This is a genomic window from Fulvivirga kasyanovii, assembly GCF_009711405.1.
Classification (GTDB): Bacteria; Bacteroidota; Bacteroidia; order Cytophagales; family Cyclobacteriaceae; genus Fulvivirga; species Fulvivirga kasyanovii.
Genome location: NZ_SMLW01000596.1, coordinates 1 through 24,893, shown reverse-complemented (window position 1 = coordinate 24,893; position 24,893 = coordinate 1). Strand labels below are relative to the sequence as shown.

Genomic DNA, 24,893 nt, shown 5'->3' with positions numbered 1-24,893 from the left:
AGGAAAGTGGAATGTTGGCGATTCCAAGGACTATATTGGAGTGTGGAGAACTGGGAATACTTTTCGGTATGGTATGCTGGATGGTACAGGGAATGCAACAGTTAATAGTGTAACCAAAAGCATGGGGAGCTATAAAGATATCCCACTGGCGCTTGATTTTTATGGTGATGAAAGGGATGAGATGGTCCTGTACAATCCTAACAATAATACCTTCTACTTTTATTCTGATATTTACGCAGGAAAAGTAGAGTACTCCAAAACGATTGGTAATTGTGGAAATGTTCCAATAACAGGAAATTGGGATGGAATCGGTAAAGATGGTTTTGGTGTGTATATGCCGGATACCCGGCAATTTTGGTTCTATCAGGATTATAATTCAGCCAGTCCGTTTAAGCAAATTCAAATCGACAACTATGGAGATGTCCCTCTAACAGGTGACTGGGATGGTGATGGAGATGATGAATTTGCTATGTACAATTCAAGCAGTAGAGAATTACACTTTTTTACGAATCTTGATTCTTCTACACCTGAAATGAGCTTGGTGGTTGGGAACTCAGGTTTTACACCAATTACCGGCGATTGGGATAACGATGGGGATGATGAGTTTGCCTTTTTTATTAAGAAAACTGATGGTACTTATGGTTTCTGGTTTTATAATCAATTAACCAATCAGGCAACCGTATATAAATGGTGGCAATTCAATCAAATTAATAATATTTCCGGAGGTAAGCAGATTTTCTATACCGACAAAGTGCCTCACACAGATTTTAATGGGAACCTATTGACTCAGTACGATGAGAACCTGTCTGTTTTTCCAAAAGGTATATATAACATTCCTGATAGTGCTATTCAAACCGCGTATAATGCAGGGTTTAATTTAGGTTTCTTTTGGCCCACTTATTATCCTATAGATGATCAAGACATAAGTACTCTAGATGCCCTGAATAATAAATTTAAACTCATTCCCTATTTAAAGAAGCTCGGTGGGAAGCCTTTTACCGGAAAATTTTCCGGTTCCAGAGATTTGGTGGGTATATGTAGCGACGAAGATAACTTAGTGGCCTATGATTCTGATGGAGATAACATTTTTGATAAACAGTTGAAACTTGGCAATTCAGGAGATACAAGGTTTTCAGGGGATTGGAATGGAGATGGTTTGGATGATATAGCTATTTACCAATCGGATTCTATTAAGTTTTTTAAGTTAAATAGAGTGGGTTTAGGTGGTGTCTCAGCAGTTTATAATGAAGAAGTTATGTTTATGAGTGGTGATTGGAAGGGAATTGGCAGAGATGGTTATGCTATATATATTCCTTCAACCAGACAGATAGTTTTTTACAATGATAAAGACAGCACTACTCCTCTTATGACAAGAACTGTTGGTAATTCAGGAAATATCCCGGTAGCAGGTGATTGGAATGGAGACGGGATTGATGGATTTGCTATGTATATGCCGGATTTAAGGCAGTTTTGGTTTTTTCAGAATTATGATTCATCACAACCATTTCTTCATGTTACGGTAGGTGATTATTATGATATCCCCATGAGTGGAGATTGGAATGGTGATGGTAAAGATGGTATTGGAATTTATAAAACAACGGATCAAAGGGAGCGTCATGAGTTTTGGTTGTATGATGATATTTACAATCTAAATGGCAGTTCCTGGTCTGTGATGGAAGACAATCCCATGCTTACCTTAAATTCTCCTGAACATGTTTTTGCCCTTCATACATTTGATGAGCCTACGGGGAGAAAGTATACATTAGAAGAGGTTCAAGGCTTTCACGATGCTTATGCTCAAGTTTCTCCCTACCTTCTGTTTCTTGTAGATGATCATGTTGATAATACTGATGAACGTTATCCAAAGTGGACTGAGACATGTAAAATAGGAGATGCAATTGCCCATGATGTATATCCGGGCCATAATAAAGAAAGTAAGGATATAACTAATTTGAGTAGACTAGCCACTGTGATATCGGATACTCGAGAGATTACCAACGAGGATCGCCCAAATTGGTATGTTGCACAAGCTTTTCAAGAATTAACCGATAAAAATACTTTTCATAAGCCATCTGCCCAGCAGCTTGAAGCAATGATCTTTACTTCTATAGTACATGGAGCTACTGGTTTTTTTGATTTTTCTTATCATAATGGGATTTTTAATACGCTTACTGGTATGTCCTCATATGGCTATACGGATTTATGGAATAAGGCAAAGGTGATTAATAGTCAAATAGATTATCTTGCTCCTTATATCTTATCCAATACCCCCTCGGCTGGTGAACATGGTTATCAAATTTTTGCAAAAGAAACCCCTCAATATGATGCTGCGCCTATAAGGACTTTGCTGAAAAGAAATCCTGCCGGTAATGACATTATTATTGCAGTAAATATTACGAGTCAACCTCTTAATGCAGTAATATCTTTACCTAATAATTTGGCTCCCGGCGATAGGTTAATAACAAAAGATTTCAGTGTACAACAGAATACACTGGCCGGAGGTATAAATGATTATTTTGCCCCCTTTGATGTTCATGTGTATGAATTAAGTGCATCAACAGGTAGTGTTGGCCTCAGAACAGGGTATTCGGATGATGAAAGCCGGTTAATTGAGAAGATTGGTGTTGATCATATGAGAGTTTATCCAAACCCGTCGGCATCTGGTTTTTATTTTGAAAACGTAGATGGAGCAATTGAGAAAATTACCATTCGAAATATCAAGGGTGAGCTTATAAAAATAATTGATTTGTCTATGTCCGATTCATCAGACCTATATTATTGGAATGCTGTTAACCATGATGGGGTAAGGGTAAATCATGGAATGTATTTTTATCAAATCATGAAAAATAATGGTGGAATACAGACAGGGAAATTAATAGTAAAATAGAGGTCTATATTTTATAAGGGTTATTATGTTAGAAAATCCGAATCTCCTGATTATGAAAGTTTCGCTAATGATACTTCCTAAATCAGGAGATTCATGCCTCTAATACATAAAATAGTAACTCACTACAACTCCGCCAAAGCCTCCTCAATACTCTTATCCCCATTCACGATCTCAAACGTGCGGTTCCTTACCTGGGAGTGGTCAAGTACTGCTACCAATACCTGAGCTACATCCTCACGAGTGATCTGTCCCTGTTCATGAAGCTTTTCACCGGCATGGATATGTCCCTGGTGGTCACCATTGACCAGTCGGCCGGGTCTAACTATCGTATAGTTGAGGCCGCTATTAATCAGGTGTTCATCAGCATTATGCTTTGCTTCCAGGTAGTGCTTTAGCTTTTCGTGGCTCTCGGGCTCGTCTGCTCCCATTGAGCTTAGCATTACAAACTTCTTGATGTCATGGCTTTTGGCTTCATCAATCAGCTTTTTAGCACCTTCCTGATCAACCGCCACCGTTTTGTCAGGCCCGGTTTCGGAGCCTGAACCGGCAGCAAATATGATTTTATTAACGCCTTCCACTACCTGCGAAAGGTCCTTTTCCAGATCGCCAGTTCTGGTCTCGATCCCCATTTCATCAAACTTGCTTTTCTGCGACTCATCACGAATCATGGCAATGGGATCATATTGACCATGGTTCTTTAATATTTTTATTATTTCAGTTCCAGTAAGGCCATTGGCACCTACAACTAATACCTTTTCCATGTTTTTTTCTTTTAATAACAAGCCGGAGTGCTATCATGTTCTTTGAAATTCTTCTTCGGAGCCGTGATGAAAAAAAATAGAAAAAATATTCAGTGCCATTAAACCTTTTAGTCGCAGTCTCATCTAACGGGCACAAAACAAAATTTATACGACTATGAAAAGGATTAACACATTAAGAAAATTGATATTTCTCACAACAGTTGCAGCCACTATATTTATGTTTCAGGCTTGTAATGAAGATAGTAATGAGGTAGCAACTGTTTCTACCGATGAGGAATTGGATATTGTTGAAAATGGCAGTGAATCGGAGGCGGTTGTGGATGAAGATCTTCAGATTATAGATCAGTCGGTGGAAGGAACTGCTGCTTCCGGAGGAAGAATTGCCGGAGACAGCCTTTGCGTAACCGTTGTTCGTGATGAGGTAGCCAAGACTATTACGCTCGACTTCGGCAATGGCTGCATAGGCCCCTACGGCAGGGAACGCTCAGGTAAGATCATCATTACTTATGGAGGTACTTTTGACGACGATATGGCCAACAGGGTGATCACTTTTGAAGATTACTATGTGAACAACAAAAATATAACCGGGGCCATTTTGCTGCGAGACATCAACAGAAATGCAGAGGGTAACCTTACCGCAACCAGGGCTTTGGAAGACTACACGATCCATTACCCTGATGGAAATACATTTGTAATGATCGGCTCAACCACAAGAGAATGGCTCGAAGGTGAAGGAGATGGCATACTTTCCAATAATGTATTCAGGATCACCGGATCCTATAAGGGTGTTTCTACCAGAGGAAGGGGCTTTACCCATACCATTACAGTGCCTATAATTACTGATTTTAGCTGTAGAGCCAGTGGAGGCTTTGCCAGAGTTAGCGGCGTTAAAGAAATGGTGATCAACGGCATTGACCGCAACAGGACCAGAACAGTCGATTATGGTGATGGCACCTGCGACAATGAGATCACCGTCACCATCAATAACAAAGTTTATACAATCACCGGCTCCTGAGCATATTTATATTCAGGAAATTAATAACTTATCATTGAAGAAGTTGCCATGCACGGTGACTTCTTTAACTCATTAGAAGCAAAAGCTCCTACAGTGGAAGAAGCAGAGTTAGTCCGGTTATTTCGACATGCGGATACAAGGCGCGAGGCCTTTGCCAAGCTGGTACAGCAATACCAGCAAAAGGTATATGGCATTGTAAGAAAAATGGTCATCAGCCATGATGATGCTGATGATGTTGTGCAGGAGGTGTTCGTGAAAATCTGGCATAATTTGGATAAATTTAAAGGTGAATCGGGACTTTTTACCTGGATTTACCGCATAGCCACCAATGAAAGCCTGCAGTTTCTCCGTAAAAAGAGAAGGCGCATGTTCTTTAGTGCAGATATTACAGAAGTGCTCATCAACAACCTGACCAGTGAAGTCCATTTGGATGGGGATGAGGTACAGCTAAAACTTCAAAAGGCGATATTGCAGTTGCCCGATAAACAAAGGCTGGTGTTTAATCTGAAGTATTATGAAGAGCTGAAGTACGAGCAAATAGCGGAGATAACAGACAGTAGTGTGGGGAGTCTCAAAGCTAGCTATCACCATGCCACAAAAAAAATTGAAGAATATTTACAGGGTAATTAAACCTTTTGAACCGGGAAGCATCTAAATAATCAAATGAAAGAAGAGAAAGGAAATATCGACCTCAATAAAATCCCTAAAAAGGATCTTTACCAGGCACCTGAAGGCTATTTTGAGGCCTTGCCTGATAATATCTTGCAGAGGATAGATGAGGAAGAAAACGGGAAAGAGAGAAAGTTTGGTGTGCAGGTAAACTGGAAAATGATAGGGTATGCCGCTGCTGCTTCAATAGTGCTCCTGGTATCAGTGCTTATTGGGTTTCAGCATCCAAAAGATGATACGGTCAGTGCTGCCGACCTGCTTGCCGAAGTGCCAACTGCCGACCTGGTGCTGTACCTGCAGTATTCAGAGATCGACACTTACGAAATAATTGAGGCTACTGATATCGAGGATTTAAGCCGACCCGCTTGTTGGTGCAGGTGATCTGGCAGACCCTCAACTGGATGATGCGGATATGGAATTGCTATACGAGCAATATGGCATATCTCCTGATGAAAATTTACAAATGTTTTGAAATGAAAAAGATTATAATGGTTTTGCTGCTGGTGTTCTCAGGCACCCTTTTAATGGCACAAAGTAAAGAAGCACTGGAGAAAATAGAGAGTGCCCGTATAGCCCTGATCACCGAGAGGCTGGAGCTTACACCCGAGCAGGCCGAGAAATTCTGGCCACTTTACAGGGAATACAGCGAGAAGCGTAAAGAACTGCGTCAGGAGTTTATGGACGCCCGCCAATCCGTTGACAGAAAAGATATGACAGAGGAGGAGAGCAAAATGCTACTGAACAAGGGACTTGAGCTAAAGGAAAGGCAGCTAAATATAGACCGTACCTATGCAGAAAGGCTTACAAGGGTGATCAGCACGCAACAGTTGCTTCAATTGAGAAAGGCTGAAGATGATTTTAGAAGGATGCTGCTTGAACGGCTGGAGAGGCGGCGGGATCAGCGGGAAAGAATTAACAATAGACAGGAACGGAGAGATAATGACTATTAGTCACTTAAATGTTGAATAACATAGCACGTTATATATTTATGCTTCGGAGGAGTTTTTTCCTCCGGGGCATTTTGTTAACGTCCTTGATTATTTTTCAGGGTCACCTTTATGGTCAGGAAGAAGAGAAGGAACCTACCCTGGAGGAGTTATACGGTGAACTGGACTCCCTCTTTGCCAATGAAACTGTCCCGGACGATCTCTTTAGCCTTGTAGACAGCCTTTTGGCCCTGGATAGCGCAAAATATTTCTCACTCAATCTACGACTGGGCTATGTAAGTAACATTGTAAGCGCAGGTCGCAATTTTGGCTTTGACCAGTACGGGTTCTCACCGGGAGCTACCTATTATCATCATTCTGGTGTTTTTGCAGGGTTCACCGGTTATTGGAGCAATGAATACGACCCCGGCTACTACCTCAACACCCTTAACTTTGGCTATATGCATACGCTAAAAGAAAGATGGGTACTTAGTGCCGGCCACGACTTTTACCTTTTCAATGATAGTATAGAAGACCACAGCTTTAACAAGGGAGCCCAGGCTGCCGTATACTTTCAAAAAAAATGGGCAGATATAGGTGTTGACTATGCCTTCCTGTATGGCAATGATAAAGCCCATCGGGTTACGGGCCGGGCAAGCGGACGGTTGAAAATCAAAACCTCAGGAATAATTGATGTCATTACTTTTATGCCGGGAGCATCATTTCAATGGGGAAATGCCAACGTGTTTTATCTGAGGCAGCCCAGAACTGCTGCTACTGACCTGTACCAGATCGTGAAGGAAAATGACTATCCTGGCCTGGGGTATAGAGGCTATCGAAAGCTGGTTTACCTGCTGGAGTCAGATCGCCAGTTTGCCGCAGCTCATTTCTTAAGAGAGAGGGGCTATACCAATGAGCAAATCGCGAATACCATACAATCGTACTACGACGGTGAATTTGAAGTGGAGGATACCTTTGGGTTCATGAATTACAGCTTTTCGTTACCCATCTCCATTACGGCTGGTAAGTGGAACCTGCTGATTAATTATACCTACAACATACCCGTAGCCCTGCCGGGTGAGGAGATAGAGTATGAGGCCAACGGCTACTTTAGCACCTCACTGTCATATCTGCTTTATTGGCAAAAGGGTTGAACCGAAACCTTTTCAAATTTTTGGATAAGCTAGCTTTTATCTTTACATTAGTTGATATATCAATTATTTATGGAAAAATTTGACGCCGAACTTGAAGATGTATATGTATTTAAGCTCGTGAGGGCAGCCCAGGCTTTTAAACAATATGCCTATGATGCCCTGGCGAAAAAGGGGATTGATGTCACCAGCGATCAATGGGTGGTATTGAAAAAAGTTAGTGAAGAGCCGGGTATCAATCAAAGGGAGCTGGCAAAGGCTATTTACAAAGACCCGGCCTCTGTAACCAGGATACTGGATGTATTGATAAAGAAAGAACTGATAGAGAAGAGGCAGGGCAAAGACAGGAGAATTTATGAGATCAGACTATCACTAAGAGGGGAGAAACTGGTGGAGAAAACGCTGGGTGTGGCAGTAGATATTCGCAAGAGCGGTTTGGAAGGCTTGAGCAGTGAAGAAATACAGATCTTTAAGAAGGCCCTTGATCAGGTTTTTAAGAATTATTCTGGCTAAATTTTTTTAAATATATAATTGATATATCAATAGTTGTTTTATCAATTTGTTATTAATACGCTGATATTAAATCTATTAGTAAGTATCATGGAATTCAAATACAAGTACAATGAAACACTTAATTATTATTCTAATCAGCAGCCTGGCATGGGTTCAGGTGAGTAAATCGCAATCAATTATGAAAAAGGAAAATGTAGAAAATGTAGTAAAACAATTTGTGCAAGGAGCAAACCAGCGTCTGGTAGAGCAGGTAGATAGTGTGCTGGATGATAACTTTCGGGCAGTGGTTAACCGGGCTTTCGGAAACGATCGGCTTATGCTAATCTCCAAGCCTGTTTACCTCGATATGCTGAGTGAGGGCAAGCTGGGCGGTGACAACCGTACAATTGAATTCTTATGGACCGATATAACCGGTAATAATGCCTTGGTGAAAGCCAGGCTTACAGGCAAAGCCACGGTTTTTACCACATACATTTCGCTGGTAAGAAACAAAGAAAATCAATGGCTGATAGTAAGTGATCAACCCCATATAGAGCAGGTTTCAGATGATTGAGACCTTCCTGGTTTTTGAAAGTATTCTATACAGATGTAAAATGTCTAATGAATGGAAGTGCTACAGCAGTAAGCTTTACCAAGCTTTTAAAGTTTAGTAAAGCTGCTGTTTAGCTTTGTAAGCTGCTCCAACCATTTAAAAATTGATACAGAAGAGACGTCAGTTTTTGTTTTTATGCAGCTTTGCCAACTGCTATTTAAAAAATGCGCTCCATGATCACATAATCCTTTCCGGCTTTGGTAAATTTTCTTTCAGTCTTTTGGAGACCAAACTTTTCATAGAACATGCATTTCTCTTCCCTCGCATTGCACCAAATGCTTTGAGCTCCGGATTGATCAGCTTCGACTATAATGTGGCTAAGTAATTTTGATCCATATCCGAGTCCCTGTTTATCTATGCGCGTAGCAAACTTTCTGAACTGGAGTTGATCGTCTTTAAGGAAAAGGGAAATGACAGATATCAGCTCATTTTCTTCAAATAAGCCATAATGGGTGCCTTCGTGGTCTTCGGGTAGTTGTACAAATTCAAGCGGCTTCTCCGGCCACATCACTATATGGCGGAGTGGCCATGTATCACTGGCACTTATTTTTTCTATCCTCATAGGATTGCTTCTGGGTGGTTTACCTTTTGGCTGTCATACCGGCTACTCTGAATGGGAACATCAGAATAGCTGTTACCAGCTTGAATATACCACCGATAGCAAATCCCAGAAGCTGGAAAGGCAGCAGGATCAACCAAATGAAAACTACCAGGAGTGCAAGTGGCCAGCAAAGTGCCAGCAGGATGAACCACAGTATAAGTCCTATAAAAAATCTCATAATACCTCATACGCTCATAAACAAAAAAGGTTGGTTATCTGTAATAATGGCTTTAGCCCATAAAATGCCTAGATTTAGCCTATGCAAGTAAATTTGACAAATAAAGTCGTTTTGGTTACTGGTGCCAGTCGTGGTATTGGCAAAGCCATAGCGGAGGTGCTCGGAGAAGCCGGGGCTTCCGTAGCAGTACATTGTAACAGCAATCTGGAACCTGCGCAGAAATTAGCGGCGGCCATCGGTCATAACTCAAAAGCTTTTCAGGCAGACCTGGGAGATGCCAAAGCTGCCGAAGAGCTGCTCAATGCAGTATTATCACACTACGGGCACCTCGACATCCTGATCAACAATGCCGGCATAGCCATTTCTTCCGATATGAAAATGAACGGCGAGCAGTGGCTGCAGGATTGGAGTAAAACCATGGCCGTTAACCTCACCGCCCCCGCATTGCTTTGCAGGCTGGCCATTCCACACTTCATCGAACGAAAGGAAGGCATAATCATCAACATAAGTTCACGCGCCGCTTTCAGAGGAGACACGGCCGACTATCTGGCCTATGCAGCCTCAAAAGGAGGACTTGTAGCCCTTACCAAATCCATCGCCCGGGCCTACGGAAAACAAGGAATCACTGCCTTTGGCGTCGCTCCAGGGTTCACCAAAACAGAAATGGCCCAAGACTTCATAGACGCCTATGGTGAAGACTATGCCATAAAAGACATCGCACTAACAGAACTCACCGAGCCGGTTGATGTGGCTCATACCGTATGCTTCCTCGCCAGCGGCCTCGCCAAACATGCCACCGGAGCCACCATTGACATCAATGCAGGAAGCTATGTGAGGTGACCTGGACTTGCTTATTGGCTAAGGTGATTTGGTAAATGGGTGAACAGTAATCGGTCAACAGTGAAAAGGTAAACGGGCTTTGTTAAAGCATGAGGTTCTTAATATTTCTACACCACTACTACCTCCATGAAGTATCCGAGGGCTCTTAAACACCTCAGAATTTAATACCTGCTTTACTAAGCCTTTAAGGATTAGTAAAGCTCAACGCTCAGCAACTACAGCCTTGGCAAACCATTAGTTACTGAGAGTAAGTCAGGCGCTAGGAACTTTGTTAACAGGTATTCTTTAACCTCAAGATTTATTCAAATAGTGAATTTCTTGTATTTATACTATATTTAAGTCCATTAGTGAGTTAAATGATGAATACCAAAATAACCTTGGAACTAGAAAGCGAACTTATAGTGCGAGCCAAAGAATATGCTAAAAAGAACAAGACAAACCTTTCCGGAATGATTGAAAACTATCTGAGGTTTATAGTTGACTCATCAGAGGAATCCATCGATTTAACCCCTCTTGTGAAAAGCCTGTCCGGAGTTATAAAGTTGGATGATAGTGATTATAGAAAGGAACTTACATATTTTCTTTCTGAGAAGCATAAGCGATGATTCAGTAAAGTCATAGGAGAAAACTCCAGCGGCAAGGCCAAAACAAACTACATTACCAGATCAGAGAACTGTGAACTGGCGAACAGTAAACCGCCAACCCTCAGCTACCCTCCCGTCACTGTCTCCCGACAGCAACATTTCTCTACTCCAAAGAAGGCCAAAGCAGCCTTAAACCTCCACAGCCTCACTTTCAATTTCAACACCGGTATCTTTAATGGCTCCAAAGCCACCATACACGTTGATCGGGTTTTTGAAGCCTTCCCGTTTCATAATAGACGCTGCTATCATAGAACGATAACCACCCGCGCAATGTACCACATAGTCTTTTTCTTTGTCAAGTCCTTCGAGGTTACCGGGCATGTCTGACAAGGTGATGAACGCTGCTCCTTTGATGTGGGCAGTGTTAAACTCCCCGGGTTTACGAATATCTATGACCTTATCTCCTTTTTTCATAAATTCCGCTACATCAGAGGCATTGATGGAATTTACTTTTTCCAGTTCTTCGTCCCAGTTTTCAATACCACCTTTCAGGTAGCCTCTTACGTTTTCGTAACCTACACGCGCCAGTCGTAATATAGCTTCTTCTTCCATGCCGGGCTCTACGATCAGCACTAGTGGTTGGTCAATGTCTATCAAGGTTCCTACCCAAACGGCATACTGGCCGTTAAGTCCGATATTTACCGCACCACTGATAAAGCCCCTTTCAAAATCATCGGGTTTCCGCGTGTCAAGGACCAGGGCGCCTTCTGCTATCAGTTTTTTGAATTCATCAAGCTCCAGTGCCGACTTGTTCTTATCCATAATGCTGTCAATCGGCTCATAACCCTTCTTATTGATTTTGGCGTCTTCAAAGAAGTATTTGGGAGGAGGAAGCATGCCATCCGTAACTTTGGCGATAAACTCTTCCTTTGTCATATTCTGTAGAGCATAGTTGGCAGCTTTTTGCATGCCTATGGTAGAGTAAGTTTCCTTGCCAATATTTTTTCCACACGCAGACCCGGCACCATGTGCGGGGTAAACGACCACATCATCAGCCAGGGTTTTGATCTTGGTGTTGAGCGAGTCGTACATCATTCCGGCCAGCTCTTCCTTGCTCATTACACCATCGAGCAGGTCAGGTCGGCCTACATCACCTACGAACAGGGTATCACCGGTAAATACAGCATGGTCTTTTCCGTTTTCATCCTGTAGCAGGTAGCAGGTAGATTCCGGCGTGTGGCCTGGTGTGTGAAGAGCTTTGATGGTAACTTTTCCTAAAGTAAAAACCTCTCCATCCTTAGCATTATAAACCTCATATTCCGTATTGGCATTGGGGCCATAAATAATTTTTCCACCGGTTTTTTTCGATAAATCTATGTGACCGGAAACGAAATCAGCATGAAAATGTGTTTCGAATACGTACTTGATCTTTGTGCCACGTTTTTCAGCTAATTCGAGGTAAGGTTTTATTTCCCTTAACGGATCAATAATGGCTGCTTCGCCTTCTGATTCGATATAATAAGCTGCTTCGGCAAGGCAATTGGTATATAGTTGCTCTATGTACATGGATTCAAGTTTTTATCAAAAGGCAAATTTAAAACCAAATGCCTCGAAATAAAATTAAAACGCTGATTTTCACTCGAAAATAGCTATTTTAGCAATTGAGATTACTGTGTCGAATGAAATACTTTTTTTACCTACTTACCTTTCTTACTTCTCAGGCCATTTTTGCAAGACCCGACATTGAAAATATTGATTATCAATTATTTGAAATGCAGGGCAAACAAGGCATTAAGGATAACCAGGGAAATGTACTTATACCCGCCCAATATGAAGAGCTCGGCTGGAGCGAGGGCGATTTTGAAGTTGTCAACAATGTACTGGGCTTTCGCTTAAATAATACCTGGGGACTGATCAACCTTCAAAATGAAATTATTGCCCAGCCCACATATACACAACTTTACCCGGGCAACAGAGGGCTTTTGATCGCGGCAGTAAAAGGTAAAGTCTCTCAAAGGGATTTCCTGGGGGTCGTTTCCACTGAAGGTAAAGTAGTTCTCCCTTTCAAATATGCATCTGTTAAGTTGGTCGACCTTCGGGCTATCGTTGCCAGCAAACCCGGCCGGCATTACATGTATGGTGTAGTAGACCTTGGCGATAAAGTTATTATTCCTTTAGAGTATAAAGACATTACCGTGCTGGGAGGTTTGCGATATGCTGTTAAAAATTTTGACGGGAAAACGGCCATTTTCAACGATAAAGGTAAGCAGATCATTGATTTCAGCCTGGATAGTATCAGCAGTTTCAGGAATAACCTTGCGATAATTTATGATAATCATTTAAGAGGTCTGATTGACGCACAGGGTCAGGTTATCGCGCCATTGGGCAGTAAAGATTTTAGAATTTCCCAGGGAGAAGTAAAACAACTTTCCTTCAATGAATGGAAAGTTTTGAACAACAATAACAACGCCATAGGCAGCTACAATTACGATAGGCTGAAAGTATATGATACGGAAAGAATGCAGGTACATGCCAATGGTAAAAGCTGGCTGATCAATAAGGCCGATGATGCACTGACCCCACAGTATTATACCGACCTTGGCACTGAAGAGGGTGGACATTTCGCATTCAAACACAGGGGCCTTTGGGGAATGATGAAGTCCGACGGTGAGTTGCTGATACCTGCAAAGTTCGACTCCGTATTTTTATTTGAAGATATGATCTATGCCAGGGAAAAAGTAGGTGGTACATATAAATGGTCACTCTACGATGCTTTTGGTGTTAAAAAATCAAACCACTACTACGACAATATCCGTGAGCGTACCCACTACTTCTTTCCTGTAAGCAGGCAGGGCTACTGGGGCTTTATTGACAGGGCAGGAGATGAGGTTATCCATTGTGTTTATGATGATGTTTCCCCTTTCGAAGAAGGTATGGCTGTGGTTAAATTCCATGGAGAGACCGGTATCATTGATAAATTTGGTACTTGGGTCGTGCTACCCCAAAAAGCCGATGTTGAGATTGTCAACAGCCAGTATTATCTCACCCGCAAAGGAAAGATGACCACATTGAAGAGCTTTGAAGAAGGAACAGTTTACTTTACCGAAAACAAGGTGGAAGTAAAGGAAAACTACCTGCTGGAGCACCTTTCCGAAGGCGGACTCTGGAAAATAGACTTCGAAGGCAGAATATTCAATTCACTGGGTGAGGACAGATATCAGGAAGTAAGGCCGCCCTCAGAAGGCTTTTATGCAGCCAAAATAGATGGGAAGTATGGCTTTATCGATTCGCAAAACCGCCTCAGGATCGCCAACAGGTACGATGAAGTAGGCCCCTTTCAGGAAGGGCTTGCCGCGTTTAAACTTCTTGGACGCTGGGGCTTTCTGGACAAAAGAGAACGTATAATTATTCAGCCTTCATATAATTCGTCTTCCACATTTAAAAACGGCCTGGCTATAGTCTCCAACGATAAAGGCAAAGGACTGATAAACCTCACGGGTGAACCTGTCTGCTCTTTTGAGTATGACGACATCCACAGACAGGACAACGACCGGTTCCTGGTTACAAAAGCAGGGAAATCAGGCCTGATCAGCAATACCGGCAAGTTATTGATAAATGCCAAATATGACGAGCTCAGAGATTTGAACAACGGGTTCGCTATCGTTAAAAAGTTTGGTAAGTACGGACTGGTCAATATTCATGGTGTAGACGTGATCCCTGTCATGTATGATCAGCTTATTTATGATTCGTTCAATGACCAGTACCTTGCCATGAAAAAATCCGAATGGGAAAACGTACAGCTCCCATAAATTTATTAGCTTTAAAATTCTAATTTTTCAGTGTCTATGGCTGAGTGGATAACCGTAATAGCCCTGGTTGTGATCGGGCTTTCGTTAATTGTAGCAGAAGTGATTTTTGTGCCCGGCACTACACTGGTGGGTATCATCGGATTTATCGCTACAGCTTTCGGTATATTTTTAAGTTTTACCTACTTTGGTAGTGAAGTTGGCTGGTGGATTACGGCAGGAAGTGTCATTTTATTCGGAATATCCTTATATTTCAGTTTCAAAGGCAATACCTGGGACAGGTTCTCATTAAAAAGCACGATAAACAGCAAAGTTAATGAAGGGCTGACCAGCAAATTAAAAGTAGGCGATGAAGGAATAGCTATGTCAGCTATCAGGCCAATGGGAAAAGCCGACTTTCACGATGCCGAATATGAAGTGCGGTCGATGGGAAACTATATCGACAGCGGAACAACAGTAAGAATCATTAAAATTGACGTTAATAACATCTTTGTAGAACCAATCAACTAAATATGGAAGGAATCGGCCTTATACTAATTATTTTCTTGGGAATTGTACTGTTTTTTATATTCCTGTACTTTATTCCCGTAGGTCTCTGGATCACCGCACGCTTTTCTAATGTGAAAGTGGGGCTTTTCGAACTCATGTTTATGAGGATAAGGAAAGTGCCTCCGGGAGTTATTGTTAACTCCCTGATCACTGCGACAAAGGCAGGGCTTACAGTTACCACCAAGGAACTTGAAACGCACTATCTGGCAGGTGGTCACGTACCTTCAGTTATCAAAGCATTGATTTCAGCAGATAAGGCGAATATCAACCTTACCTTTAAGCAGGCAACGGCCATTGACCTTGCCGGTAGGGATGTATTTGAAGCGGTTCAGATCTCAGTAAACCCTAAAGTGATCACCACACCTAAAGTAGCCGCAGTAGCGGCAGACGGTATTCAGCTTATTGCCATTGCACGGGTTACTGTACGGGCTAACATCCAGCAGTTGGTTGGTGGTGCCGGAGAAGACACTATTCTGGCCAGGGTTGGTGAAGGTATCGTTACCTCCATCGGTTCTGCAGACTCTCATAAAAATGTACTTGAAAACCCGGATAAAATATCAAAGCTTGTATTGCAGAGAGGTTTGGATGCAGGTACTGCATTTGAGATCCTTTCCATTGATATCGCTGATGTGGACGTAGGAACCAACATCGGGGCGAAACTTCAAACTGATCAGGCGTCTGCTGACCTTAAAGTAGCTGAAGCCAAGGCAGAGGAAAGAAGGGCAATGGCTGTGGCGCACGAACAGGAGATGAAAGCCAAAGCTCAGGAAGCCAGAGCCAAGGTAATTGAAGCAGAAGCTGAAGTACCTAAAGCCATGGCAGAAGCCTTTAGAAGTGGTAACCTCGGTATTATGGACTACTATAAAATGGATAATATCAAAGCCGACACCGAGATGAGGGAATCCATTGCCAAACCTAGTGGCAAATCTTCATCAAAGGATAAAGGCGACAAAAAATAGAAAGGCCTAGTTTAGTTATATTTGAAAAGGCTGTGCTGAAAGGCATGGCCTTTTATTTATCTATAAAAGTGCGTTATAGGGCACTTTATGGGTGAAATGGTGAATCTCACGTGTGTAAATTCATTTATAAGTGCTTTTTGATGCACTATTTGTTGTATTGAAATGGATAGAGAGTTGATAAAAATGATAAAAGAACGCAGAAAATCCCTTAATGTCACTCAGGAGACCTTGGCTGAAGTGTCGGGAGTGGGACTGAGGACTCTTAAGCAATTTGAAAGCGGTAGGGGCAACCCTACCTTGGGCACCCTTCATAAATTAGCGGATGTATTAGGTCTGGAGTTCTGTTTGAAAATTAAAAGTTTACCAGCTACAGATAAGAAAGGTAGGGATCTTGTTTGAAGATAAATGGGACAGACGTTTAATACAACAATACAATTAAAGGCATGGCGAAGCCAGAAAGATAAATAACTTACGTACTAGTTAACCGGCTCAAACTCAGAGAAAAGCTGGCTGAATTCTTTAATGTTCACAGGCTTCTCGTATTCGCATACCTTCCTGAACCTGTCCCAAAGCTCAAGTACAGCTTTGTTTTGATGTGCTTTTTCCATGGCAATGGCTGATTTCCACTCAAAAATTTCTATAAAACACCCGTTGCCGGCCTTCATGACGATAGGGTCACGCTCTGTAACCAGTCCTTCTTTTTTTAATACAGGAATATGGCTCTCGATCACTTTTTCAAGCTCTTTTGCCTTGCCGGGCAACGGACGATATGCTACAATGACTATTTTACCCATAAGTTTCCATATTTTTGACCTGTCGGGTTAAGATAGGAATACTTTCATTCAAACGCAGGGTCGAATGGGCTTAATTTAGCATTGGAGGTGTTACCCATACTGATAATCAGATATATATAATCTGATCTAAGTAATATATAACAACTCAGCAAGTGAAGTGTTTTTCTTGCGAGTTGGCTAATAAAAGGTTTTTAATGAGTAGCAGAACAGGTAAAGCAATTGTTGTTCTTTTAATGCTTTTAAAAGTATCCATGCCGGTGGAGGCGCAGGATACTTCTTTGATAGACTCACTCAGAACCGAACTGGAGCAGGTAGCTGATACCACTCGAATTGACGTGCTGTTTCTCCTCTCTATGAAATACCAGCATTTTAAGCCCGATTCCGCCATGTATTTCGCCAGGCAAGCCCTCAAAGAATCGGAAACCATTGAATACCCAAAGGGACAGGGTGATGCCCTCATAAGTATAGGTAGGCTAAAGCGGGACAAGGGCGACTACAGTGAAGCACTGGAAGATATCTTTCAATCATTGAAAATATATCAATCAATTGCTGATTCTATACAAATAGGCAATGCTTTTAACGATATAAGTATTGTCTACGCATATTCAGGAGATTACGATAAATCTTTAGTTTATTTTGAACAGGCGCTCACTATTTTTCAGAAAACAGGCAATGAAAAAGGTGTTGCTCAGGCACTAAACAACATTGGCCTTATTTATATGGACAAGAATGATCTGGAGAAGGCTGAGGAATACATGTTGCGTTCACTGGCAATAAAGGAAAAAAGGAATGACCTGCAGGATATTTCAAGAGGATATGCTAACCTGGGATCAATCATGGAGCAGAGCGGCCAGAAAGAAAAGGCTCTGAATTACTACAAGCAGGCGAATGACCTCTTTTTGCAAACCAATAACAAAACAGGCCTGGCCAGCAACTACATTGCGGTGGCTCGGCTGGAACTGGACGCAGGCAATGTAAGCCAGGCCAATAATTATGCACTTGATGCTCTTGCCACGGCTGAGGAAATTGACTCCAAACCCTTTATGGAAGAAGCGAGCGGTTTACTGGTGGATATAGCTGAGATAAATGAGGACTATAAAACCGCATTTAAATACCTGAAGATCAACAGTTCTATGAAGGATAGCCTGTATAATGAGAACAACTCACGCCACCTTGAAGAGCTAAAGGCAAAGTTCAATGAAGAAGAAAATCTGAGGGAAATTGCACTGCTCAAGAAGGATCAGGAAATCCAGAAGGCAAATATCAGGCAGAAAGATATTCTCACTTATTCACTAGTTGTGGTTATTTTTCTCTCCCTTGTTATACTGGCCCTTGTTTATATAGCCTATAGGGTCAACAGGAGGAAAAAGGAAATGCTGGCTTTTAAAAACGATAAAATACGAAACCAAAAAGAGGATTTGGTAAGGCTGAACCAGGATAAAGATCAACTTTTTTCTATTATTTCACATGATATTAAAAGCCCGCTCAATTCTTTAAGAGGATTTTCCCACCTTTTGATCCATCATATAGATAAAATATCACAAGACGAGATCAGGGAGATGGGGAGCCAGATCAATCAATCACTGGAAAACCTGAACGAGCTTTTGGATAATCTGCTGGCCTGGTCTACACGGCAGTCAGGACAGGCTAAACTGAATATAGAGGAAATAGAACTCAACGAATTGATCGAGAAAAATATAGCCCTGTATAATCTGACGGCTTCATTCAAACAGATCAGGTTAGTGAATGACTCTGAGGAGCATGTGGTGGCACTGGCTGACTATAACTCTGTCCATACCATACTGCGCAACCTGATATCAAACAGTTTGAAGTTTTCATACCCCAACAGCGAAATTGTGATTACGGCAAAGAACCATCAGGACTATGTTTCTGTAACCGTAAAGGATGATGGAGTGGGTATGTCGGAGAAGGTAATTTCGAAGCTTTTCGACCTTAGCAGGCAAAAAAGCCAGAAAGGTACTTCAAATGAAAAAGGCTCTGGTTTTGGGCTGGTGCTGTGCCAGCAACTTGTACATGAAAACGGTGGCACCATCACGGTCAAAAGTGAAGTGAGAATGGGTAGTGAGTTTACGTTCACATTGCCGGCCCCATCACCTGTAGTATCTCATGAAGCTATAAACAGCGAAGCTTAATAAAGCGGCAGATACAACTATTGAGATAATGGTTACAGCGATAATTCTGACCACCTCAGCCCTTCTTTCTTTTATGATCTTACTTCTTACATGCTGCAACTGTGCGGCTGATGCTTTTCGGTAAATGAAGTTTTCCTTTTTAGAAATTTTAAGATAAGCCTCCTTCATTTTGAAGTACCCGGGTTTACTGAGCAGGTTGCTGTTATTTCTCAACCGGGCCATCATGTCGTAGATATGTCCTGCACCGCCTGCCATAGACATTAAATATACAAAGCATACTCCTGTTTTTGGAGCCGTGTTGAAATAATTACCCAAATCTGTGTATTTATTTTTTACTGAGGTTCATCAATTCATGTCATAACACACATTGAAGGCGTGGTATAGCTTTTGGAGGATAAAAGGGTAAATAAAAATTGGAACCATGATACTTCGCAATCTAAAATATTGGCTGCTGTTAGTGCCCTTCATGCTTCTTGAGTCCTGTGCCACCAATCCGGTTACTGGCAAAAAGGAGTTTATGTTGTTGTCCAAGCAACAGGAAGTAGCAATGGGTGAGCAGGCCGATCCCGGGATTGTTAATCAATTTGGCCTGTATGATGACCAGCAGTTGCAGAACTTTATAGATCGCAAAGGTGAGGCCATGGCAAAGATATCGCACCGCCCCAATCTTGATTATGAGTTTAAGATAGTAGATTCACCGGTAGTCAACGCCTTTGCATTACCCGGAGGGTATGTTTATTTCAGCCGGGGCATAATGGCCCACTTTAATAATGAAGCTGAGTTTGCCGGTGTGCTAGGTCATGAGATTGGCCACATCACAGCACGGCATTCGGCACAGCAATACAGTAAATCCATGGCCGCTCAGCTCGGTCTGGCCGTAGGCTCCGTAGCATCAGAGACCTTCAGGGAATTTTCTGATTTGGCTCAGACAGGAGTGGGCCTGCTTTTCCTGAAATACGGGCGTGATGATGAACGTCAGTCGGATAAACTGGGCGTGCAGTATTCCACTGAGATTGGGTACGATGCGCACGAGATGGCAGACTTTTTCAACACGCTGGACAGGAAGAGGGAAGAAGCCGAGCAGGAGATCCCTGGTTTTCTATCAACACACCCCCATCCGCAGGACAGATACCAAACAGTAAAGCAGTTGGCTACCCAATGGCAGCAAAAGCTCAATGTTGAAGACCCTGAGGTTAACCGCAACAGCTATTTGAGAATGATCGATGGTCTGGTATATGGTGAAGACCCAAAGCAAGGCTATGTGGAGAATAAAGTATTTTACCACCCGGTTATGAAGTTTCAATATCCAATACCTGAGGGCTGGAACCTGCAAAATACACCCCAGCAGGTACAAATGGCCTCTGAAAACGGAGATGCTTTAATGATCCTCACACTTTCCGGTGAAAGTTCCCTTGATGCAGCCGCTAAAGCTGTACTTAGTAACTATAACCTTGAGCCTGTAAAGTCAGACAGAATTAATGTCAATGGCTTTCCGGCTATTGCCATGGTGGCAGATCAGCAACAACAAAACCAGACCTTGCGTACATTAACCTATGTAATAGAGGGTGACGGAAGGATTTACACTTTTATAGCGGTAACAACCATAAATAATTTTAATACATATCAGCCAATATTTCAGAGAACAATGGGTGATTTTGAAAGGCTTACAGATCCAGCCAAAATCAACGTGGAGCCCAAAAGAATAGATATTAAAACCGTAGCCAGAAGTGGTACACTGGAAAGTGCCCTCAGGTACTACGGTACCGATGAAGATGATCTTCATGAGCTGTCAGTCCTCAATGGAATGTCATTGACTGACAGAGTGGAAAAAGGAATGTTAATTAAAACTATTGATGGATAAACATTGTGTCACGTGAAGTCCCCCGATTTGCTATATTTTGCTCCATTAAGTATAGCTTTCACAGGTTTTGGGGGACTTCATGACACTACTTATCAGGCATTCATTTTTACGCTGTCATTGCCGATAAGTATTGCCTCTCCAAACCTGTCTTTTGGATCTTTGTTTTCAAGCTTTAATACACCACGCGGACAAACCGAAGAACAAATACCACAACCCACGCAAGATGATCTCACAATATTCTGCCCCCTTTGCGCATACCACCGCACATCAATGCCCATCTCACAGTAAGTGGAGCAGTTGCCGCAGCTTATGCACTGCCCTCCATTAGTAGTGATTCTGAACCTGGACTTAAACCGCTGTACCAGCCCCAGGTAAGCCGCCAAAGGACACCCAAACCTACACCATACCCGGCTACCCATGAAAGGATAAAAGCCTACACCAACCACGCCCGCAAATGCAGCCCCGATCACAAAACCATAAACCGTCCGGAGGTTGTAGGTATTGATCCCGGCTATTTCGCTGCTACCGGTGAAGTAAGTGTAAAGCACTCCAAAGGTCATCACCACCACAAATACCAGTACACTATGGATCATCCAGCGCTCTATTTTCCACGCTTTCAGCGATTTGTCTGAGAGCTGCCTGTAGGGGTCGCCCAATGTTTCTGCAAGCCCGCCGCAACCACAAACCCAGGAGCAATACCACCTTTTGCCATAAAAATAGGTGATTACCGGCACCCCTATGAGCGCCAATACAATTCCCCAGACCAGCATGCCTAAGCCTAATGATCCGCTATGGGTCAGGTTTTCGATGTTGTAATCAAAAAAGAATGTATAGTTCAGCGGCCAGATATTTTTCAGATCCATACTTGGCCTGTTGAGACGAATCAGGATCTCCGGGATCAGGAAAGCAAATGCTATTTGAAAGAATATTACCGAATATGTCCTGATCATTTGATACTTGCTGTGGCGGTATTTGATGATCATGCGAATACCCATCACACCAATGGCGAGTGTGTACAAAAAGCCGTAGAAAAACCACTGACTGGCCTCATTGCCATTCAGTGCCATACTTATAGGGTCTACCAGCTCCATCCAGGTAGTCATATATTCCGGGTACCAGTAGAGGATCACATAAAAGCCAATGAGCAGGAAGCCGATGATGTATCCGACCCAGCCCCTGCCGCTATTGGGGCTATGATAGACGTGGTCATTCTTGATGCCGGGCAGAAGTTCAAGTTTAGGAAAGATGTACATCAGAGCACCCACTACACCAAGACCGATGGTAAGTAGCAGCCATAATAAACTGTTTTCAGAAACCGGCCCAAAGCCAGACTGGCGGGTAAGCGCCAGCTTTAAAGCCTTTATTTTATAGTCGCTGTAGCCCTTGTCGTTGACGATATTTGCATTGATGCTGCTTTTGGTATTTTCAAGGTGTTCCTGTAAACCGGCCTTGTCTGCATATTCCTTTTCATGCATCCAACTGGTGTAGTCCTTTAGCTTTTGTGCTTTGAATTGGCCTTCTTCACTATCGTCAAATATGTCAGATATTTTTTCAGTACTGTACCTGATTTCCTGACCTGAAAACTGTGACAGTACATTCCCAATATCCTGATCAGTGATTTCGAATTTCGATGTTATTTTTTTGTTCGAAGATTGTAAATGCTTGTCAATATCCCCGTTAAAGCTGACATTGAAATCATAGGTTTTGCCCATCATCGGAGCCAAATCCATAGCCACCATTTTACGCTCGGTACTATCAGTGATGGCTTTTGAGAGTGCTGCATCCGTCAGTTTATACCGGTTAAGGAACAACACGGAAATAAGCAGCGTCGATGCCACTATGAATAAAGTCATTCCTGCTTTTTGTAATAATTTCATAGTTTTCAATTAAAAAATACCCAGTACTTTTTTTCTTTTAACATTTACTTTTGCGTCAGGATACCGAGCCTTATAAGCCTGTATAATGTCATCTTCATGAGGTTTGAAGAATTCAGGGTCGAAGTTGGCCTCTTTGAGGTGCTCCATTACATAGTCAATGGAGACTTCCGTTTTTAGCCACTTATCAAAATGCTCATGCCTGAGCCTTATCCCGAAAGTATTGATACCCAGAAATGTTTTGCTTGGTTTGTCGAACACAAAATGCATGGCCATTTCCCCTGATTCATGCTCCCAATAAAACTCATCCTCATGCTCTTTAAGCTTGCTCCACACCCTGCCGTAAGTCTGGTATTCGATGTCAAAAAACTTCGCAGAGTTAAACCACGGGCCAGGCTGGTAAGCCGTTTTGTTTCCGCAAATCGTTTGGGCCACCGTTTCGCCCATCATTCTGCCGGTATACCAAACCTGCTCTACTGGCGCACGCCCTGGCAAGGGATTTTTATGCTCTGCGCAATCACCAATGGCATAAATATCCGGAATATTAGTTTCCAGAAATTCATTGACCAAAATACCGCGATTGGTTTCTACAGGCGATTCTTTCACCAGTTTGATGTTAGGATGCACACCGGCTGTGAGGCCAACAAACTGACAGGCAATTTCCTCACCATCCCCCGTAACCACCGCCCTTACCCGGCCATGATTATCGGCCAGTATTTCTTTAAGCTCAGTTTTGAGCCTCAGGTCTATATGGTGCCTTCTGATGTGGCGGCTGATCATGGCAGCCTCCTGATGTGGCAATACATTATCCCAAAACTCCGCTTCCCTGACCAGGAAGCTTACAGGAATATTTCTGGAGTTGAGCATTTCAGCCAACTCTATACCGATAAGTCCGCCACCAACTATCACACCTCTCTCAATGTTTTGGGTATGTTCTTCTATCCTTTTAAGGTCCTGTAAGCTTACCATGCCACTGACACCTTTGAGGTCTTGCCCCGGCCACCCAAACTTATTTGGCTGCGATCCGGTGGCCAGGATCAGCACATCGTAGGTAAGTGGTTCGTTCTGGTCAAGTGTAAGCCTGTGAGCCGCGGTGTCTATGCTTTTAACAAAATCCCTGACCAGGTTGATGCGGTTTTTCTTCCAAAACCAGTCCTCATAAGGTTTGGTATGCTCATATTTCATATGCCCCATGTAGATGTACATCAGGGCAGTCCGCGACCAGAAGTGTTCAGACTCTGCAGATATTACGGTGATATCAAAATCGCTGTTTTTGCGAATATGCCGGGCGGCTGTAATGCCCGCTATACCATTCCCAATAATCACCACATGCTTCATAGTAAGTTAGTTTAAACAGGATGTTGACTTCTACGAATATAATGTCCGTGGCGTTCAATAAAATAGATGAGATGTCAACAGCCCGACATGAACCTTTAAATTACAATTTACCGAATTGAGGTCACATACTAAATTGGCAATATGTCTGGTCACTGACAAACTACCTTTGGAACCTTTCCGTAAATAGGCCTGGATACAAATACAATAATTATGAAAAAGTTTGTCGTTGCATTTTTATTAGGCATCTCGCTTACACCTGCCGTTGGTTTTGATCTTGATAGTTTTTTTAAACAGTCAGATACTTTTTTTAAGAAGTATGTGCAAAATGGAAAAGTAGCCTATAAAACCATCAATAGCCAGTTTTCCGAAATAGAGTCGCTATATAAAACCATCGGTGAAGCAGATCTTTCCGCAGCCTCCGATACCGAGGCAAAGGCCTTCTATATCAATGCCTATAACCTGATTGTGATCTATCAGGTGTCAAAATACTACCCCCTCAAGTCACCCCTCGATCAAAGTGGTTTTTTTGATAAAGTGAAACATACCGTGGCAGGAACGTCTATGACCTTGAATTTCCTTGAGATCAAAAAATTGATATTGGCTTATAAAGACCCCAGAATCCACTTTGCCTTGGCTTGTGCCGCCGTTAGCTGCCCGCCACTGGCAGATTTTGCCTACATGCCCGGCCAGCTCGACCAGCAGTTAGATACCCGTACAAAGCTTGCACTCAATGACCCGGTTTGGCTGAAAGTAAGGCCAGATCAGAAGAAAGTACAATTATCAAAAATATTTGAATGGTATCATAAAGATTTTGTGATGGGAGGAGAAAGCTCAGTACTCGA

General features: G+C 42.5%; 25 protein-coding genes. 17 read left to right on the top strand and 8 right to left on the bottom strand.

Features of this window, described 5'->3' with window-relative positions; all coding sequences use genetic code 11:
* Positions 1-73 precede the first annotated feature (73 nt).
* Positions 74-2,887, top strand: a complete 2,814-nt coding sequence (locus E1163_RS17570; protein WP_221418026.1) for a T9SS type A sorting domain-containing protein — start codon at positions 74-76, stop codon at positions 2,885-2,887.
* A 122-nt stretch (positions 2,888-3,009) separates the two neighbouring features.
* Here E1163_RS17570 and E1163_RS17565 read toward each other — a convergent pair whose 3' ends face one another.
* Complete coding sequence (locus E1163_RS17565; protein WP_155173761.1) at positions 3,010-3,648, bottom strand: SDR family oxidoreductase; 639 nt, start codon at positions 3,646-3,648, stop codon at positions 3,010-3,012.
* 154 nt (positions 3,649-3,802) lie between these two features.
* On the opposite strand from E1163_RS17565, the gene E1163_RS17560 reads away from it, so the two are divergent.
* The 7 genes from E1163_RS17560 (at position 3,803) to E1163_RS17530 (ending at position 8,475) form a co-directional block, all read left to right on the top strand.
* Positions 3,803-4,663, top strand: coding sequence for a hypothetical protein (locus E1163_RS17560; protein ID WP_155173760.1), 861 nt, complete (start codon positions 3,803-3,805; stop codon positions 4,661-4,663).
* 93 nt (positions 4,664-4,756) lie between these two features.
* The gene (locus E1163_RS17555; RefSeq protein ID WP_343033869.1) at positions 4,757-5,293 is read left to right on the top strand and encodes an RNA polymerase sigma factor; all 537 of its coding nucleotides are present in this window, start codon (positions 4,757-4,759) and stop codon (positions 5,291-5,293) included.
* Between the two features lie 33 nt (positions 5,294-5,326).
* Positions 5,327-5,713 (top strand): hypothetical protein, encoded by a 387-nt coding sequence (locus E1163_RS17550; RefSeq protein WP_155173758.1) that lies wholly within the window; start codon positions 5,327-5,329, stop codon positions 5,711-5,713.
* Between the two features lie 92 nt (positions 5,714-5,805).
* Positions 5,806-6,282, top strand: a complete 477-nt coding sequence (locus E1163_RS17545) for a hypothetical protein (protein WP_155173757.1) — start codon at positions 5,806-5,808, stop codon at positions 6,280-6,282.
* 83 nt (positions 6,283-6,365) lie between these two features.
* On the top strand, positions 6,366-7,412 hold the full coding sequence (locus tag E1163_RS17540) for a hypothetical protein (RefSeq protein ID WP_155173756.1): 1,047 nt from the start codon (positions 6,366-6,368) through the stop codon (positions 7,410-7,412).
* A gap of 69 nt (positions 7,413-7,481) precedes the next feature.
* Positions 7,482-7,922, top strand: coding sequence for a MarR family winged helix-turn-helix transcriptional regulator (locus tag E1163_RS17535; protein WP_155173755.1), 441 nt, complete (start codon positions 7,482-7,484; stop codon positions 7,920-7,922).
* A 178-nt stretch (positions 7,923-8,100) separates the two neighbouring features.
* Positions 8,101-8,475 (top strand): nuclear transport factor 2 family protein, encoded by a 375-nt coding sequence (locus E1163_RS17530; RefSeq protein WP_221418025.1) that lies wholly within the window; start codon positions 8,101-8,103, stop codon positions 8,473-8,475.
* Between the two features lie 196 nt (positions 8,476-8,671).
* Here E1163_RS17530 and E1163_RS17525 read toward each other — a convergent pair whose 3' ends face one another.
* Both E1163_RS17525 and E1163_RS17520 read right to left on the bottom strand, forming a co-directional pair.
* Positions 8,672-9,076: a GNAT family N-acetyltransferase gene (locus tag E1163_RS17525; RefSeq protein WP_155173753.1), complete on the bottom strand. Its 405-nt coding sequence runs from the start codon at positions 9,074-9,076 to the stop codon at positions 8,672-8,674.
* Positions 9,077-9,095: 19 nt separating this feature from the next.
* Positions 9,096-9,293: a hypothetical protein gene (locus E1163_RS17520; protein WP_155173752.1), complete on the bottom strand. Its 198-nt coding sequence runs from the start codon at positions 9,291-9,293 to the stop codon at positions 9,096-9,098.
* Between the two features lie 81 nt (positions 9,294-9,374).
* Between E1163_RS17520 and E1163_RS17515 the strand changes: the two genes are divergently transcribed.
* The gene (locus E1163_RS17515) at positions 9,375-10,133 is read left to right on the top strand and encodes an SDR family NAD(P)-dependent oxidoreductase (RefSeq protein ID WP_155173751.1); all 759 of its coding nucleotides are present in this window, start codon (positions 9,375-9,377) and stop codon (positions 10,131-10,133) included.
* Positions 10,134-10,489: 356 nt separating this feature from the next.
* Positions 10,490-10,738 (top strand): DUF6364 family protein, encoded by a 249-nt coding sequence (locus E1163_RS17510; RefSeq protein WP_343033867.1) that lies wholly within the window; start codon positions 10,490-10,492, stop codon positions 10,736-10,738.
* Between the two features lie 168 nt (positions 10,739-10,906).
* On the opposite strand, the gene E1163_RS17505 is transcribed toward E1163_RS17510, so the two are convergent.
* Positions 10,907-12,283 (bottom strand): MBL fold metallo-hydrolase, encoded by a 1,377-nt coding sequence (locus tag E1163_RS17505; protein WP_155173750.1) that lies wholly within the window; start codon positions 12,281-12,283, stop codon positions 10,907-10,909.
* Positions 12,284-12,396: 113 nt separating this feature from the next.
* Here E1163_RS17505 and E1163_RS17500 point away from each other — a divergent pair, with 113 nt between their 5' ends.
* The 4 genes from E1163_RS17500 (at position 12,397) to E1163_RS17485 (ending at position 16,430) form a co-directional block, all read left to right on the top strand.
* A complete protein-coding gene (locus E1163_RS17500; RefSeq protein WP_155173749.1) occupies positions 12,397-14,526 on the top strand; it encodes a WG repeat-containing protein in 2,130 nt (709 codons plus the stop codon).
* A gap of 36 nt (positions 14,527-14,562) precedes the next feature.
* Positions 14,563-15,033, top strand: coding sequence for an NfeD family protein (locus E1163_RS17495; protein ID WP_155173748.1), 471 nt, complete (start codon positions 14,563-14,565; stop codon positions 15,031-15,033).
* A gap of 2 nt (positions 15,034-15,035) precedes the next feature.
* A complete protein-coding gene (floA, locus tag E1163_RS17490; protein ID WP_155173747.1) occupies positions 15,036-16,031 on the top strand; it encodes a flotillin-like protein FloA in 996 nt (331 codons plus the stop codon).
* A gap of 162 nt (positions 16,032-16,193) precedes the next feature.
* A complete protein-coding gene (locus E1163_RS17485) occupies positions 16,194-16,430 on the top strand; it encodes a helix-turn-helix domain-containing protein (protein WP_155173746.1) in 237 nt (78 codons plus the stop codon).
* A 77-nt stretch (positions 16,431-16,507) separates the two neighbouring features.
* Here the strand turns inward: E1163_RS17485 and E1163_RS17480 are convergent, their stop codons facing one another.
* Entirely contained in the window at positions 16,508-16,825 is a 318-nt protein-coding gene (locus E1163_RS17480; RefSeq protein WP_155173745.1) for a hypothetical protein, read from the bottom strand.
* A 194-nt stretch (positions 16,826-17,019) separates the two neighbouring features.
* Between E1163_RS17480 and E1163_RS17475 the strand changes: the two genes are divergently transcribed.
* A complete protein-coding gene (locus tag E1163_RS17475) occupies positions 17,020-18,978 on the top strand; it encodes a tetratricopeptide repeat-containing sensor histidine kinase (RefSeq protein WP_155173744.1) in 1,959 nt (652 codons plus the stop codon).
* On the opposite strand, the gene E1163_RS17470 is transcribed toward E1163_RS17475, so the two are convergent.
* Positions 18,937-19,293: a hypothetical protein gene (locus tag E1163_RS17470; protein WP_155173743.1), complete on the bottom strand. Its 357-nt coding sequence runs from the start codon at positions 19,291-19,293 to the stop codon at positions 18,937-18,939. The genes E1163_RS17475 and E1163_RS17470 overlap by 42 nt on opposite strands.
* 106 nt (positions 19,294-19,399) lie before the next feature.
* Between E1163_RS17470 and E1163_RS17465 the strand changes: the two genes are divergently transcribed.
* Positions 19,400-20,839: a M48 family metalloprotease gene (locus E1163_RS17465; RefSeq protein ID WP_246223741.1), complete on the top strand. Its 1,440-nt coding sequence runs from the start codon at positions 19,400-19,402 to the stop codon at positions 20,837-20,839.
* A gap of 92 nt (positions 20,840-20,931) precedes the next feature.
* Here the strand turns inward: E1163_RS17465 and E1163_RS17460 are convergent, their stop codons facing one another.
* Both E1163_RS17460 and E1163_RS17455 read right to left on the bottom strand, forming a co-directional pair.
* Positions 20,932-22,716 (bottom strand): 4Fe-4S binding protein, encoded by a 1,785-nt coding sequence (locus E1163_RS17460; protein ID WP_155173742.1) that lies wholly within the window; start codon positions 22,714-22,716, stop codon positions 20,932-20,934.
* Positions 22,717-22,725: 9 nt separating this feature from the next.
* Complete coding sequence (locus tag E1163_RS17455; protein WP_155173741.1) at positions 22,726-24,051, bottom strand: NAD(P)/FAD-dependent oxidoreductase; 1,326 nt, start codon at positions 24,049-24,051, stop codon at positions 22,726-22,728.
* 210 nt (positions 24,052-24,261) lie between these two features.
* Here E1163_RS17455 and E1163_RS17450 point away from each other — a divergent pair.
* Positions 24,262-24,893 (top strand): DUF547 domain-containing protein (locus E1163_RS17450; protein WP_155173740.1); only part of this gene is annotated, 632 nt, incomplete at its 3' end.

Bases quoted from the DNA above. Each gene is read 5' to 3' on its own strand.
- E1163_RS17570 (WP_221418026.1), top strand. From the start codon at position 74: ATGCTGGATGGTACAGGGAATGCAACAGTTAATAGTGTAACCAAAAGC.
- E1163_RS17565 (WP_155173761.1), bottom strand. From the start codon at position 3,648: ATGGAAAAGGTATTAGTTGTAGGTGCCAATGGCCTTACTGGAACTGAA.
- E1163_RS17560 (WP_155173760.1), top strand. From the start codon at position 3,803: ATGAAAAGGATTAACACATTAAGAAAATTGATATTTCTCACAACAGTT.
- E1163_RS17550 (WP_155173758.1), top strand. From the start codon at position 5,327: ATGAAAGAAGAGAAAGGAAATATCGACCTCAATAAAATCCCTAAAAAG.
- E1163_RS17545 (WP_155173757.1), top strand. From the start codon at position 5,806: ATGAAAAAGATTATAATGGTTTTGCTGCTGGTGTTCTCAGGCACCCTT.
- E1163_RS17535 (WP_155173755.1), top strand. From the start codon at position 7,482: ATGGAAAAATTTGACGCCGAACTTGAAGATGTATATGTATTTAAGCTC.
- E1163_RS17530 (WP_221418025.1), top strand. From the start codon at position 8,101: ATGAAAAAGGAAAATGTAGAAAATGTAGTAAAACAATTTGTGCAAGGA.
- E1163_RS17525 (WP_155173753.1), bottom strand. From the start codon at position 9,076: ATGAGGATAGAAAAAATAAGTGCCAGTGATACATGGCCACTCCGCCAT.
- E1163_RS17520 (WP_155173752.1), bottom strand. From the start codon at position 9,293: ATGAGATTTTTTATAGGACTTATACTGTGGTTCATCCTGCTGGCACTT.
- E1163_RS17515 (WP_155173751.1), top strand. From the start codon at position 9,375: ATGCAAGTAAATTTGACAAATAAAGTCGTTTTGGTTACTGGTGCCAGT.
- E1163_RS17510 (WP_343033867.1), top strand. From the start codon at position 10,490: ATGATGAATACCAAAATAACCTTGGAACTAGAAAGCGAACTTATAGTG.
- E1163_RS17505 (WP_155173750.1), bottom strand. From the start codon at position 12,283: ATGTACATAGAGCAACTATATACCAATTGCCTTGCCGAAGCAGCTTAT.
- E1163_RS17500 (WP_155173749.1), top strand. From the start codon at position 12,397: ATGAAATACTTTTTTTACCTACTTACCTTTCTTACTTCTCAGGCCATT.
- E1163_RS17495 (WP_155173748.1), top strand. From the start codon at position 14,563: ATGGCTGAGTGGATAACCGTAATAGCCCTGGTTGTGATCGGGCTTTCG.
- floA (WP_155173747.1), top strand. From the start codon at position 15,036: ATGGAAGGAATCGGCCTTATACTAATTATTTTCTTGGGAATTGTACTG.
- E1163_RS17485 (WP_155173746.1), top strand. From the start codon at position 16,194: ATGGATAGAGAGTTGATAAAAATGATAAAAGAACGCAGAAAATCCCTT.
- E1163_RS17480 (WP_155173745.1), bottom strand. From the start codon at position 16,825: ATGGGTAAAATAGTCATTGTAGCATATCGTCCGTTGCCCGGCAAGGCA.
- E1163_RS17475 (WP_155173744.1), top strand. From the start codon at position 17,020: ATGAGTAGCAGAACAGGTAAAGCAATTGTTGTTCTTTTAATGCTTTTA.
- E1163_RS17465 (WP_246223741.1), top strand. From the start codon at position 19,400: ATGATACTTCGCAATCTAAAATATTGGCTGCTGTTAGTGCCCTTCATG.
- E1163_RS17460 (WP_155173742.1), bottom strand. From the start codon at position 22,716: ATGAAATTATTACAAAAAGCAGGAATGACTTTATTCATAGTGGCATCG.
- E1163_RS17455 (WP_155173741.1), bottom strand. From the start codon at position 24,051: ATGAAGCATGTGGTGATTATTGGGAATGGTATAGCGGGCATTACAGCC.